8 protein-coding genes are annotated in these 14,404 nt (G+C 73.2%); 6 read left to right on the plus strand and 2 right to left on the minus strand.

All coding sequences use genetic code 11. The annotated features are described in order from the left end of the window. Positions 1-56 precede the first annotated feature (56 nt). From AABA78_RS20585 to AABA78_RS20600, 4 genes are read left to right on the plus strand one after another with little or no spacing between them, the layout of a single operon-like run. The gene (locus AABA78_RS20585) at positions 57-6,533 is read left to right on the plus strand and encodes a methyltransferase domain-containing protein (protein WP_338264895.1); all 6,477 of its coding nucleotides are present in this window, start codon (positions 57-59) and stop codon (positions 6,531-6,533) included. Between the two features lie 24 nt (positions 6,534-6,557). Next, positions 6,558-7,409, plus strand: coding sequence for a diaminopimelate epimerase (gene dapF / locus AABA78_RS20590; RefSeq protein WP_338264897.1), 852 nt, complete (start codon positions 6,558-6,560; stop codon positions 7,407-7,409). A gap of 33 nt (positions 7,410-7,442) precedes the next feature. Then, positions 7,443-9,293, plus strand: coding sequence for a GGDEF domain-containing response regulator (locus AABA78_RS20595; protein ID WP_338264898.1), 1,851 nt, complete (start codon positions 7,443-7,445; stop codon positions 9,291-9,293). A 24-nt stretch (positions 9,294-9,317) separates the two neighbouring features. Beyond that, a complete protein-coding gene (locus tag AABA78_RS20600; protein WP_338264900.1) occupies positions 9,318-10,817 on the plus strand; it encodes a DUF4388 domain-containing protein in 1,500 nt (499 codons plus the stop codon). A gap of 9 nt (positions 10,818-10,826) precedes the next feature. On the opposite strand, the gene AABA78_RS20605 is transcribed toward AABA78_RS20600, so the two are convergent. Beyond that, on the minus strand, positions 10,827-12,194 hold the full coding sequence (locus AABA78_RS20605; protein WP_338264902.1) for a cytochrome P450: 1,368 nt from the start codon (positions 12,192-12,194) through the stop codon (positions 10,827-10,829). 132 nt (positions 12,195-12,326) lie between these two features. Here AABA78_RS20605 and AABA78_RS20610 point away from each other — a divergent pair, with 132 nt between their 5' ends. Together AABA78_RS20610 and AABA78_RS20615 are read left to right on the plus strand one after the other, a co-directional pair. Further along, the gene (locus tag AABA78_RS20610; RefSeq protein ID WP_338264903.1) at positions 12,327-13,355 is read left to right on the plus strand and encodes an AraC family transcriptional regulator; all 1,029 of its coding nucleotides are present in this window, start codon (positions 12,327-12,329) and stop codon (positions 13,353-13,355) included. 85 nt (positions 13,356-13,440) lie between these two features. Then, on the plus strand, positions 13,441-14,040 hold the full coding sequence (locus AABA78_RS20615) for an RNA methyltransferase (RefSeq protein WP_338264905.1): 600 nt from the start codon (positions 13,441-13,443) through the stop codon (positions 14,038-14,040). 13 nt (positions 14,041-14,053) lie between these two features. On the opposite strand, the gene AABA78_RS20620 is transcribed toward AABA78_RS20615, so the two are convergent. Beyond that, entirely contained in the window at positions 14,054-14,296 is a 243-nt protein-coding gene (locus AABA78_RS20620) for a hypothetical protein (RefSeq protein ID WP_244239325.1), read from the minus strand. Positions 14,297-14,404 lie beyond the last annotated feature (108 nt).

The following is a 14,404-nucleotide window of genomic DNA, read 5'->3' on the forward strand; positions in this document are numbered from 1 at the left end:
CAACGCTACAGTTCTCGCCCCCTCGGGAACATCATTTGCAACCCACCTTTCGTCGCATGGGGCCCAGCGAGCTGCTGCCCCGCTACATCTTCGCGGAGAGCCTGTTCGCGCGCCGTCGCGTGCTGGAGGTCGACGCCGTGGCCTCCACGGGCGGCGAGAGCGCGCGCTTTCTCGTGGAGCGGGGTGCTCGCACCGTGGTGGCGTGCGACGCGGACGTGGCGGCGGTGGAGGCGGCGCAGAAGGCCCATGCGCACCCGCAGCTGCGCTTCCGCGCCAACGTCTATGACGACCTGGAGGCGGGCAGCTTCGACCTGGTGCTGGTGACGGACCTGGCGCCCTACGTGCGCGCGCCGGAGCTGCTGGCGGAGCTGGCGCGGCTGGTGGCCCGGCAGGGCTTCCTGGTGGGCGGCCTGCGCAACATCGCGGGGCTGGCGCTGCCGCAGCTGCTGGAGCCGGAAGAGGCGGTGCCGCCCACGTACGGGCAGCTGCTGGACGCGCTGAGCGCGCACTTCCCGCATGTGGAGGTGGCCACGCAGTCGCCGGTGCTGGGCTACCAGCTCGCGTTCGAGCGGGGCGAGGGCTTGCAGGTGGACGGCTCGCTCGTGCGGCACAGCGAGGCGGCGTACTTCGTGGTGATGGCGGGCCTGGAGCCGGCGCGGGTGGTGGACCCGACGTGGGTGCAGCTGCCGCCGGAGCCGCTGGCCTTCACGCGCGGCAAGCTGGACGAGGTCGCGGCCCGGGCGAAGACGTGGGAGGAGCGGGCGGGGCGGCTGAAGGAGGCGGTGTCGAAGCTTCGCGCGGAGATTGGTGACCGCGAGGCGGAGGTGGTCGCGCTCAAGCCGGCGCTGGAGGGCGCGCGGCAGGACATGGCGCGGCTGACCGCGCAGCTGGAGCAGGCGCGGGGCACGGTGGAGTCCGCGCGCGAGCGGGACGACCTGAGCAGCCGGCTGCGGCGGCGCGAGCTGGAGTTGCAGGTCGCGACGGAGCGGATCGCGGACGCGGACCGGCGGCTGACGGCGCAGCGCCTGGAGGTGGAGGCGGCGCAGCGCGCGCAGGCGGAGGCGGGCGTGCAGGTGCTGGCCGCGCAGGAGTCGGTGCGGCTGGAGCGGGCGCGGCGCGAGGAGACGGCGGCGACGCTGGACGAGGCGCGCGAGCGGCTGACGCAGGCGTACACGGAGCTGCGCACGCTGCAGGACGAGTTGGGCGCGCTGCGCATCGACCGAGAGCGGGACCGGCTGGCTGCGGAGCGCGCGCAGGACGGGGCCGAGGACCGGCGCCGGCAGGCGGAGGCGGCTCGCGAGCGGGAGCTGCGCATCGCGGAGCAGTATTCGACGGCGCTCGCGGCGGTGGAGCACCTGAAGGCGGAGCTGGCGCGCGCGCAGGATTCCGCGCGGACGGCGGGCGACGCGGTGCCGGTGAAGGAGGCGGAGCTGGCGCGCGCTCGCCGGGAGCTCGCCGAGGCCCAGCAGCGGATGCACTCCGCGGAAGGGGCGCGCAAGGACGCGGAGGCGCGGCTTTCGGAGCGCGAGGCGCTGCTGCGCGGCCTGGAGACGGAGCTCACCGCGGCGCGCGAGGCGGAAGGCCGGCTGCGGCAGGAGCTGGAAGGGCGCGCGCAGTCCGAGTCGGCGGCGCGGGCGCTGGCGGCGCGGCTGGAGGAGGAGCTCCACGCGGCCGGGCTGCGCCTGGAGAAGCTGGAGGCGGAGCAGCAGCGCGTCGAGTCCGCGCAGCACGTGGCGGGGCAGCGGCTGGCGGCGGCGGAGACGGAGCGCGTCCGGGTGGAGGCCGCGCTCGTCCAGGCCATCGACGCGGAGCGGGCCCAGGCGCAGGCACGGCTGGAGGAGGCGCTGGCCCAGGCCCGCGCGGAAGCGGATGAGCGGGTGACGAACGCGCTGGCCGCCGCGCACTCCGACGCGGATTCGCGCCAGGAGCGTGCGCTGGCGGAGGCCCGCGAGCAGGGGGAGGCGCGGCTGGAGGAGGCGCGTGCGCGCTTCGAGCGTACGCTGGCGGAGGCCCGTGAGCAGGAAGAGGCCCGGCTCGTGCAGGCGCTGGAAGAGGCGCGGGGCCTTGCCGAGCGTGCACTGGCGGAGGCCCGTGAGCAGGAGGAGGCGCGGGCCGCGCAGGCGCTGGAGGCGGCTCGGGCTGACGCGGATGCGAGTGTCGAGCGCGCGTTGGTTGCGGCTCGAGAGGCCGCGCAGGCCCTGGAGGCGAGCCGGTCCGACACGGATTCGCGTGTCGAGCGTGCGTTGGCGGATGCGCGTGAGGCGGCGCTGGCGCTGGAGGCAGCCCGGGTTGATGCGGATGCCCGTGTCGAACGTGCGACGGCGGAGGCGGCGCAGGCGCTGGATGCTGTCCGGGCCGACGCGGATGTGCGTGTCGAGCGTGCGACGGCGGAGGCGGCGCAGGCGCTGGATGCTGTCCGGGCCGACGCGGATGCGCGTGTCGAACGTGCGATGGCGGAAGCCGCGCAGGCGCTGACCGAAGTCCGGGCCGACGCGGATGCCCGTGTCGAACGCGCGATGGCGGAAGCGGCGCAGGCCCTGACTGAAACCCGAGCCAATGCGGACGCGCTGCTGGCGAAGGCGCTGGCGGACGCGGCGGCCGAGCGGGATGCGGCCCTGGCGGAAGCGGAGAGCCGGCGGGAGCAGGCTCTTGCCGAGGTGCGTGCCAGCGCCTCCGCTCAACGGAGCCGACACCTGGCGGACGTCGAGGCCCGTGCGGCGCAAGCGCTCGCGGAAGTGCGTGCGGAGGCGGAGGCCCAGCGGATCCAGGCCCTCGAGGATGCCCGCGCCGAAGCCGAGGCCGAGCGGGTCCGGCAACTGGAGGAAGCCGAACTCCGCGCGGCGCGGATGCTCGCCGAGGTTCGTGCCGAAGCCGACGCGGTTCTTGCCCGACGGTTGGAGGAAGCCGAAGCCCGCGCGGCTCGTGCGCTCGCGGAAGCCCGCGCGGAGTCGAGCGGCCAGACGGAACAGGTGCTCTCCGATGTCCGCGCCGAGGCGGAGGCCCGGCTCGCGGCGGCGGAGGTGCGTGCCTCGGAAGCCCTGGAGGCCGCGGTCGAACTCGCGCGTTCGGAGGCCCGGGACACCCTGGCCCGTGAGGTGTGGGAACACGGGGCCCGGCTCGCGGAGTCGAACCAGGCCCGCGAGGCCGCCGAGGGACGCAGCGTGGAGCTGGAGGCAACGCTCCGCACGCTGCGGCAGGAGCTGACCGACTCGGAAGCCCTGGCGGCGCTCATCCAGGAGGACCTGGCGCGGGAGCAGAAGGCGCGGGCCTCGGTTCAGGCGGAACTCGACGCGGCTCGCGAGTCGCTGATCACCGAACAGGAGCGGGGGGCTCGCTGGGAGGCGTTGCTCGCCGACACCCAGGCGCAGCTGCTGTCGGAGCGCGAGCAGCAGGCCCGCGCGCAGGTGGCGCTCGCGAACCTGCAAGAGTCGCTCGACGCCGAGCGGGCCCTGCGCGCCCGGCTGGAAGGGTCCGAGTCCTCGTGGAACGAGGCCCAGAGCGCGCTGGAGTCGGACCGGCTGCGGCTGGATGCCGCGCTGGGCGTGGCTCGCACGGTCCTGGAGGAGGAGCGCGCGCAACGGACCCGGCTGGAGGCGTCGTTCGCCCAGCTCCAGAAGGACTCTGCCTCGGCGCTGGAAGCGTCGCGGGCTGCGGCACAGGAGGCTCGGACCCAGCTCGAAGCGGAGCTGTCCACGGCGCGCGCCGCGCGGCTGTCCACCGAGGCCGCGTTCGAGCACACGCGCCAGACCCTTTCGGAGGTCCAGGCCGCCTTCACCGAGGCGCAGCGCACGAACGAAGCCGCGTTGCTGGAACTGCGACAGGCGCAGGCGACGGCGCTGGAAGAGGCGCGTGCGTACGCTCGGGAGCTGGAAGAGGCCCGCGCCGCGCTGGCGGACGCGAAGCAGGCGCAGGCGGCCCAGGACGCGACGGTGCGCGAGCTGCGCGCGGAACTCACCGAGGCGCGGCGTTCGGAGGTGGAGGCGCTGTCCTCGTTGGATGACGCCCGCACGCAGGAGGCTCGCGACCGCGAGTCGCGCGCGAAGGACGAGGCCGCGCTCCGCTCGGAGCTGGAGACCCTTCGCGCGGAGTCCACGGCGCAGCGGGAGCGGCTGTCCGAAGCGGAGCAGGCACAGGCCGCAGTCCAGGCCCGGCTGGAATCCGAGCGGCTCCAGTGGGAGGCCACGGCGCGCGAGCAGCAGGCCCGGCTCGCGGAAGTCGAAGCCCGCCGTGCCGCGCTGGAAGCGTCGCTGTCGGACACCGAGTCCCGCTACACCGAGGAGGCCGCACGCCTCCCCGCGATGCAGCAGGCCCTCGCGGAGGCCGAGGCCCGCCTCGCGACCGAGACCACGCGAGTGCTCTCTCTGGAGCAGGCCCTGGCGGAGGCGGACGCCCGGCGTGCCACCGAATCCGCGCGCCTGGCTTCGCTGGAGCAGGCCCTGGCGGAGGCGGACACCCGACGTGTCGCCGAGTCCACGCGGCTGGCTTCGCTGGAACAGGCCCTGGCGGAGGCCGAGGCCCGGCTTGCCACGGAGACGGAACGCTTCGCCGTGAAGGTGGCGGAGGCGGAGTCCCGGCAGTCCACGGAGACCGCGGAGGCCGAGGCCCGGCTTGCGGCGGAGTCCTCGCGGCGCTCCGAATTGGAAGCCGCTCTCGCGGAGGCGGAGTCCCGGCAGGCCACCGAGTCCACACGCCGTGTCGCACTCGAAGCGTCGCTCGCGGAGGTCGAATCCCGGCAGGCCGCGGAGTCCGCGCGCCGCTCCGAACTGGAGGCGTCCATCGCCACGGCGGAGGCCACGATTGCCTCCGAGTCCGCGCGTCGCTCCGAACTGGAGGCCTCGCTGAAGGAAGCGGAGTCCCGGCTCTCCACGTTGGAGCAGGCCCTCGCGGAAGCAGAGAAGCGCTCTGCCTCCGAGACGTCACGCCGTGTCGGACTCGAAGCCTCGCTGACGGAGGTCGAGTTCCGGCTCGCCGCCGAGACCTCGAACCTCAGCGCGCTGGAGGATTCGCTCGCGCAGGCGGAGGCCCGGCTCGCGGCGGGGTCTCAGTCTCAGGATGCCGCGCGCGAGGCCGAAGCACGGGCGGCGCGTCTCACGGAGTCCCTGACGGCGCGCGAGCAGGAGCTGCGCGAGGCCAGTGCCCTGCGGGTCTCCATGGAGGCGCAGCTGGAAGGCGCGCTCTCGCGGACCGAGCGTCAGCAGCAGGACCTGGACGAGCTGCGCGAGCAGCTGGGCCTGAAGGAGCAGGAGCTGACGGCCCTGCGCGCGGAGACGGCCCGGTTGGGCGCGGCGCACCAGGAGTTGATGCGCTTGGGGGCTGAGCTGCAACGGGCGCACGCCGCGTTGCATGAGCGGAGCCAGCAGGTCGGCCGGCTGGAAGCGGAGTTGGTGGACGCCAGCGACCGGCTCGCCGCGACGCGCGAACACGCGGAGGTGCTCGTGGTGCAGCTCGAAACCGCGCGCCGCTTCGCGGGCAAGGCCACGAACCTGGAGGCGTCGCTGGAGGGCCTGCGCGCCGAACTGGAAGCCGCGCGCGCGGAGACGGCCCGGCTCACGGAGACCGGGAACGAGCGCACGGCTATTTTGGAAGGACAGCTCGCGGACCTCACCGCGCGCGCGGAGCAGGAGCGGGCCGAACTGGAAGCCCGGCTCACGAGCGTCACCACCGAGAAGGCCGAGCTGCAGGTGCGCCTCTCGGAAGTGTCCTCGCAGGCCGGGACGGAGCAGGCGGAGCTGGAGCTGCGCCTCACCGAAGCGCTCACGAGCGCCGGCACGGACAAGGCGACGCTGGAGCTGCGGCTCAACGAAGCGCTCGCGAGGGCCAGCCTGGAGAAGGCCGAACTGGAGACGCGCCTCAACGAACTGCTCGCCAACGCCGGGACGGAGAAGGCCGAGCTCGAAGCCCGCCTCCACCAGTCCGCCGAACAGACCCGCGAATCCCTCGCCGCCCTGGAGGCCCGCCTCGCCACGGCACTCGAGGACGCTCGGACCGAGCAGGCCGCGCTGGAGTCCCGCGTCGCCGCCCTGACCCAGGCCGCCGCCGACGCCGAGGCCCAGGCCCGCCGCGCGGACTCCGAGCGCACCGCCATGGCCTCCGAACGCGAGCGCCTCCAGTCGGACCTCACGGTCGCCCGGGCCGCCCGCGTCCGCCTGGAAGGCCGCGCCAACTCCCTGGAGACCGCCGCCGCGGATGCCGTGCGCATCCTGGACGCCGAGCGCGCCGAACGCGACCAGCTCGCCGCGCGGATCCGCGAACAGCAGGCCCGGCTGGAAGCGCTCGAAACCGAACGCGAGACGCTGGTCCAGGCCCTGGAGGAAGCGAAGTCCTCCGCCGCCCCGCCCCCGGAGGACGTCCTGGAGATGGCCGCGGAGATGGAGGTCCTCCAGGCCCACGTGGAGAAGATGCAGGACCAGCTCGCCGCCCGGGAGGCCGAACTGGCCGAGCTGCGCCGCTCCAGCGCCCCCGGGGCCTCGCGCCGCGCGATGCCAGCACTGGACGTTCCGTCCCCGCCCAAGAAGGTCGGCGAGCGCGAATAAACGCCGCCGTCTACACTTCCCCCCGTGGACGCAAGCGAACGCATCTTCAAGTACCACGGGCTGGGCAACGACTTCGTCGTCCTGGACCGCCGCCGCACGGGCGTGGACATCGACGCGGAGCAGTCCCGCTGGCTGTGCGACCGGCGCCGGGGCATCGGCGCGGACGGGGTGCTCGCCATCCTCCCGTCGTCCCGGGGCCTTGCCCGCATGGTCGTCCACAACGCCGACGGCAGCATCGCGGAGATGTGCGGCAACGGCCTGCGCTGTGCGGTGAAGTATCTGGTGGACCAGTCCGGCCAGCACCCCGCGCTCATCGACGTGGAGACCGGGGCGGGCGTGCTCACCTGCGAGCCCGGCTACGGCGACGGTGGCGTGGTGGGCGTGGACATCTCCATGGGCCCGGCCCGGCTGGTGGCCGCGAACCTGCCCTCCGGGACGACGGGACAGCCTTTCGTGAACGCTCCGGTGCCCGGCCACGAAGGCCTGCTCGGCACCGCGGTGAACATGGGCAACCCGCACCTGGTGCTCCTGGATCAACCCCTGGAGGCCGCCGAGCGCCTGGGCCCCGCCCTGGAACGCCACCCGGCCTTCCCGGACCGAACCAACGTGGAGTTCGTCCGCGTGGACGAGGACGGCCTCACCGTCGTTGTCTGGGAGCGCGGCTGCGGCCTCACCCAGGCGTGCGGCACGGGCGCGTGCGCGTCCGCGGTGGCGGCCGTGCTGGCGAAGCGCCTGCCCTCGAACGCCTGGCTGCGCGTCACCCTGCCGGGCGGCGACCTGCGCATCCGCGTTCCGGGCGACCTGTCCGACATCCGGCTCCGGGGGCCCGTGGCCTTCGTCTTCGAAGGCGTTGTAGCGCTTCCAAGGGCCCGATAACCTTCGGTTTTCCTCTCTTCTCCCCCGAGCGCCGTGGCCGGTCCCATCCTCGTCGTCGACGACGACCTGTTCTTCCGACAACTCGCCACGGACCTGCTGTCACGCCGCGGGCACCGCGTGGTGGCGGTGGAGAACGCCACCCTCGCCCTCGAAGAGGTGGCCCGGGCGACGTTCGACCTGGTCCTCACCGACGTGGTGATGCCCGGCGTGGACGGTTTCGCGCTCACCGCGCGCCTGCGTGAGCGCGACCCCGAGCAGGAGGTCATCCTCGTCAGCACCCGCGACGACGTGCAGGGCTCGGAGGTCGCGCTGCGCCTGGGCGTGGCGGACTGCCTCGTCAAGCCCATCGAAGAGGCGGACCTGCTGCTCGCGGTGGACCGCGCCATGGAGCGCGCCCAGCTGCGCCACGAGCGCGCGCGGCTCCAGGACGAGAACCTGGAGTTCGCCCGCTTCCACAACCTCCAGCAGCGCTGCCTGGAGCTGCTCTCCCATCCGGATTTGGAGTGGCTCCAGGAGCGCGTCATCGCGGACCTGGGCGCGGTGTGCGACGCGCAGAGCGCCGCGCTGTGGGTGGTGGACGACCGGGGAGACCTGGCGCTGCGCTCGTACCGGGGCCTGCTCGACAAGCAGTTCCTGCCGGAGAAGATGAGCCCGGAGGGGCCGCTGGCCCTGCGCCTGCGCGAGGCCGCCCCGTGGCTCGCGCGCGACGAGCGCTCCCCGGTGCTGTACGTGCCGCTGGTGGCCGCGGGCGAGGTGATGGGGCTGGCGCAGCTGTCGGATCCGCTCACCGGCGACTTCCGCACGGAGCACACGCGCGATGCGAAGGTGCTGGCGGACTTCGCCGCGGTGGGCGTGAAGAACGGCCGCAAGCTGATGGCGCTCCAGCGCCTGGGCCTGCGCGACCGCGACACCGCCGCGTACAACCTCAGCTACTTCACCGACTACGCGTCCAAGGAGATCTACAAGGCGCGCAGGTACGGCCGCACCTTCTCGCTGCTCACCTTCAGCATCGACAACCTGCCGCTGGTGCGCGTGCGGCTGGGGGCGCAGGACGCGAAGAAGGCGGTGCGCGGCATCATCAAGGCGCTGAGCAAGATCATCCGCGACTCGGACGTCATCGCGAAGGCGAGCGACCAGGAGTTCTACCTCCTGCTGCCGGAGACGGACTTCTTCGGCGCGATGATGTTCGTGCGCCGCGCCGTGGCCGCCGTGCGCGATGAGCCGGACGTGCAGGACGTGGAGCAGCGCCTGCCGCTCGCGCTCGTGGGCGGCGCCAGCACGTTCCCCAAGGACGGCGAGGACTTCGACGAGCTGGTGCACCGCTGCCGCCGCCGCATGGACGAGCGCCGCGCGTCGCTCCAGCGCCGGCTGATGCTGGACGGCCTGCCGTTCTGGGACGAGGTGGACCTGCTGCTGGGCACGCCCAACAGCCCGCGCCTGCCCACGGACGACCGCGCCGAACCCAGCCGCCGGGGCAAGGTGGCGGACGTGCTCTTCGACGAGCTCCAGGTGGAGATCGCCCGGGAGCTGGTGCGCGATCCGGGCTCGCGCGGACTGCTCTACGTGGGCGGCCCGGAGATCCGCGCGGACCTGCCGCTGGCGGTGGGGCTGGAGCAGGCGCCGCCGGACCTGTCGTCGCGCATCTACCTGCTGGGCCGGCGCGTGGACCTGGAGTCGCACGCGGCGCTCACGCCGGTGTTCCTGGAAGGCGACGAACGGGTGGCGCGCCACGAGTTCATCCTCTGGCTGTCGGAGAGCGCGTCGTACGCGCTCATCCAGCGGCGGGGGCGGGGCGCGACGTGGGGCTTCCACACCTCGGACACCGCGGTGGTGGACGGGCTCATCTCCAAGCTGCAGGCTGAATACGACCTGCAGCCCTACTGACGTCACGAAGCGGAGCAAGCGACCTTGGCCCAGGTGCGGAAGATCCTCATCGCCGACCCCGACCTCGACTCCGTGCGCGCCCTGTCGCGGGCGCTGCGCACGAAGGGCTATCAGGTGCATTACGCGCCGGATGGCTCGCGGGCCCTGGAGGTCGCGGTGCTCCGGCACCCGGACCTGACGCTCTTCGACGAGGCGTGCCGGCTCTTGGACGCGCGCACGTTCGTGCAGATTCTCCGCACCAACCCGCGCACGGAAGACATCCCGGTGGTGCTCACCACGTCCAGCCTGGACACGGACCGGGCGCGGGGCATGCGGGACGGCACGCTGCGCAAGCCGTTCAACCTGGACGAGGTGCTCAGCCGCATCGAGCACATCTTCCGGCGCAACGAAGCGGCCAAGGACCTCAAGAGCGAGCAGCAGGAGATCGAAGGCTCGCTCAGCCAGCTGAGCATCCCGGACCTCATGCAGATCCTGGGCATGAACAAGCGCAACGGGCGCCTGTCGCTGGAGCGCGGCGCGGAGCGCGGGGAGATCACCGTCTCCGACGGCCGCACGGTGAACGCGCGGCTGGGGAGGGTGGAGGGGGAGAAGGCGCTGTTCCGGCTCCTGTCGTGGACGGAGGGCAACTTCACGTTCACCCCGGGCACCAGCGCCGCGCGGCCGCGCATCAACCGCGCGATGGACGACGCGCTCCTGGAGGGCATGCGGCAGTCGGACGAGGTGAACCGCCTGCTGCCGGGCCTGCCGCCACGCCACACGCGGCTGATGCTGGCTCCGGAGGTGGACCTCTCCGAGGAGCAGCACCCGGTGACGGCGCAGGTGATGGAGCTGCTGCGCCAGCCGCGCGCGCTGGGCGAGGTGCTGGACCTGGCGCCCGCCACGGACATGGAGGTGCTGGGCGTGCTGTCCACGCTGCTCCAGAAGGGCGTGGCGCGGCCCACGGAGAGCGAAGGCCAGAACCTGGGCGGTGGCGATCTCATCGGCGCGGCGGAGGTGCACGCGCTGCGCGGACGCCTCTTGCGCACGCGGACGCTGGCGAAGGTGGCGACGGCGAAGGTGTTCGTCTGCGGCAGTGGTTCGTCCGCGGCGCGGCGCATCCTGGCGCGGGTGCCGGGGCTGGAGGCGATGTCGGCGGACCCCACCGCGGTGAAGAGCGGCTTCGGGACGCTGGGGCGTCTGGAGTTGAGCGACGTGCTGAACGTGGACTTCTGCGTGCTGCCGCCCGCGGAGGCCGCGCGCCCCCTGTGGCGTCCATTCAGCGCGGGGGCCATTGGCGCGCTGTTGATGGACAACTCGGAGCCCGCGGTGCGGCTGGCGCACTATCTGGCGTGGGAGGTCCGCATCCCGCTCGTCGTCGTGGGCTCGGAGATCCCGGCGCCGTTGCAGGGCGCTCCAGCGGGCGTGAGCGCCCCGGGTGAGGACCTCACGGAGGCCCTGCGCGCCATGCTGGTCCAGGCGCTCAACCCCGCGCCCACGCTGCCCGGCGTCACGCAGGTGCAGCGCGCCTCCGTGACGCCTCCCTGAGCCAGAGGCTCAGGCCCGGCGCTCCAGGTACATGGGGAGCGCCCCCTTCGGCCTCAGCGTCAGGTGCGAGTCCGGCTCCAGCGTGAAGCCGGGCGCTTCGCGCAGGCGGTAGCGCTGGGCCACGGTGGCCAGCACGAGCTGCGCCTCCATCATCGCGAAGCTGTTGCCGATGCACTGCCTGGGCCCGCCGCTGAAGGGGAAGTACGCGAAGCGGTGGCGCTTCGCGGCGGCCTCTGGCGCGAAGCGCTCCGGACGGAAGGCCTCCGGCTCCTCCCAGAAGTCCGGGTGGCGCTGCGTGACGTAGGGGCTCACGTCCACCGAGGTCCCCTTCGGGATGCGGAAGCCGCCGATGACGTCGTCCTCCTGCACGCTGCGGCTGAAGATGACCGCCGCGGGGTACAGCCGCATCGTCTCCTCCACCACCTGCTTCGTGTACCCGAGCCTCGGCACGTCCTCCGCCGTGGGCGTGCGGCCCCCCAGCACCGCGTCCAGCTCCGCGTGCAGCCGGGCCTCCACCTCCGGGTGCTTCGACAGCAGGCCCCACACCCAGCTCAGCGACGTGGCCGTCGTCTCGTGGCCCGCGAGGAGCATCGTCATCACCTCGCTGCCCAACTGCTCGTCCGTCATGCCCTCGCCCGTGTCCTCGTCGCGCGCGAGCATCAACATGGACAGCAGGTCGCCCGTGTCATCGCCGCTCTGGCGCCGCGTGGCGATGATGCCCCGCACCGTGCCCAGCAGCATGGCGCGCGCGTCCCGGAAGGCCCGGTCGTAGCGGGTAGGCAGCACGGGCGGCAGCATGCGGAAGGTGCGGAATCGCTCGGCGATCTGCTGGCTCAGCTCGGTGAAGGCCGCGCCGACCTGTTCGGCCTGGGCCTCCACGGAGGTGCCGAACAGGGCCTCCCCGACGATGGCGAGCGTCAGGCGCATCATCTCCTCGTTGATGCCCACGGGCGTGCCGTTCGCGGCGGCCGGCTCCCAGCGCTGGAGCAGTGCTTCCGCCTGGCGCACCATGCCTGCGGCCATGCCCGCGATGCGCTGTCGGTGGAAGGCGGGCTGGGCCAGCCGCCGCTGCCGGAGCCAGAAGTCCCCCGTGCTCGTGAGCAGGCCGTTGCCGGTGATCCACCGCCCCATGCGGTACGTGAGGTGGTCCTTCGTGTAGTTCTTCACGTGGTCCTGCAACACGTGCTTCACCGCGTCCGGATGCGCGACCAGGTGCGAGCGCATGGGGCCCAGCCGGTAGCGCACCACGTCGCCGTACTGGCGATGGAGGCTTCCCAGGCAGCCCAGGACGTCGCGGCGCACGTCGGGCAGGATGCCCATGAGCAGGTGGCCCCGGGGGCCGGGGGGCTGGCGGGTGACGGCGGCGGCGGTGGTCATCGGGCGCTTCCTCCTGGAGGGAGGTATCGCGCCCCACCGCCCGGCGCGCATGGTCCCGGGGCGCCAACGCATTGTCCGCGGACGCCACGGCGCATTGCGAGGGCAGGGGGCGTCAGGCCATGCTGGCCCGCGATGCGTCCCCAGACGCTCCAGTCCTCGCTGTTCCGCCCCCTGTTCCAGGTGGGCATGTCGCTGGGCATCCCCCGGGCGCGGCTGCTTGAAGCCGTGGGCGTGGACGAAGCCCTGCTCGCGCGGCCGGACGTGCGGCTGCCCTACGCGGCGCTCCAGCGCGTGTGGACCCTGCTCGTCGAGGTGGGAGGCTCCGAGCCGCTGGCCGTGCGGCTCGCGCAGGCCCTGGAGCCCACCCACGTGGGGCTCGTGGGCTACGTGCTGGTCAACAGCCCCGACCTGCGCACGTCCCTCCAGCGCTATTGCCGCATCCACGCGCTGCTGGACCCGCGCACGATGTGGCGCGTCCTCCATCTGCCCGGAGTGATGCGCGTGGAGCTGGAGCTGGATCCGCAGGATGAATGGGCCTCGCGCCTGAAGCACCCGGTGGAGGGGCTGCTCGTGGCGCTGGTGGCCAGTGGCCGCGCGCTCAGCGGCGAGGACTGGCGCCCCACGCGCGTCTGCGTCACGCACCCGCGCCACGCGGCCTCCGCGGAGGTGGAGGCGTTTCTTGGCGTCGGCATCGAATACGACGCGAGCACCAACCTCGTGCAGGGCGACGAGGCCGCCGCGAAGCTCCCCATCCGCCACGCGGACATCGAGCTGGGCAACCTGCTCCACGCCCGCGCGGAGGCGGAGTTGGCGCAAATGGCGGCCCACACGGTCCGCTCCTGGCGCGAGCGCGTGGAGGAGGTGCTCGCGGCCCAGCCCCGCACGGGGGACCTGGTCCCCGCGGACGTCGCGACGCGGCTCGCGGTGAGTGAGCGCACGCTCCAGCGCCGCCTGCGGGAGGAGGGCGTCACGTTCGCGGGCCTGGAGGACACCGTGCGCCGCGACCGCGCCTTCCAGCTCTTGCGCGACGGACAGCTGCCCCACTTTGAAATCGCCTTCCTCCTGGGCTTCAGCGACGCCAGCGCCTTCACCCGGGCCTTCCGCCGCTGGAGCGGGACGACGCCGGGCCAGTGGCAACAGGCCCAATCCCCGAAGCCGTGAAGGGGGCAGCCGCCGGAATCCGTCCCTCTCGCGGAATGTTTTCCCCATGGGCGCGGCACCGGTCGCGCCGGAGAGGGGAACACGGATGATCAAGACGCTGAGGGACGCGGAAGAGCTGGTGCGCACGCGCCACGTCATCACCGAGGTGCCCACCCACGGGCCCACGTCCCTCGTCGAACAGGTCATGGGCGGCCGGCCCACCGGCAGCTGGCGGGACCACGCGAAGGGGCGCCTCGCGTACCGGCTGGGGCGCATGTTGCGCGCGTCGAAGGACGTGCTCGCGGTGCGGCTCGTGGAAGGCAAGGTCGCCTTCGTGGACCCCACGCTGTGGCCCGCCGTCTACCGCGTCGCCATGGAGCCCGCGCGCCGCCGCCCGTCCCTCCAGGGGCTGTCCGCGGAGGCCCGCGCGCTGCTGTCCACCGTGGAGCGGGACAAGCGCGTCCGGCTGGACAAGGAAGGGCCGTGGACCAAGGCCCGAGAGGCCCTGGAGGAACGCCTGCTGGTCCACTTCTCCGAGGCGCAGGACGAGGACGGGCGCCACGTCGCGGTGCTGCGCTCGTGGCGGGACTGGGCCTCCGTGACGCTCCAGGCGGACGCGGCCCGGCTGTCCTACGAGGACGCCCAGGCGCGGCTGCGGGCGGCGTGTGACGGGGCGCCCACGGGGCTGGGGCCCTGGGTGTTCTGACGCGCGCCGGGCCTCAGGCCGCTTCGTCCAGGACTTCCAGCGCGTCCCTCACTCCCGGCAGCCGGGCGAGCAACTCGTACTCCGCGGGCTGGAGCATGGACACGCGGCGTCCGGCGACGCGCTCCATCCACAGCTCGATGCGGTGGTCGCCCTCCGGGTTGACCCGGCGGCTGATGCGCGCGCGGCGGCCCTCCTTCTGGCAGGCGAGGATGTCCTGCTGGAGGCTGCGCAGACGGCGGAACACCTTCAGCGCCATTCGACCCTCGGGGGTGTCGAACGTGTGGAAGTGCCGGTTCCGCGACAGCGGCCGGCTGGGATCATGAAGCCTCTCCACGAGGCGGCGCACGAAAGGGTCCATCGACGG

This window comes from Corallococcus caeni, assembly GCF_036245865.1.
In the GTDB taxonomy this organism is placed as follows: domain Bacteria; phylum Myxococcota; class Myxococcia; order Myxococcales; family Myxococcaceae; genus Corallococcus; species Corallococcus caeni.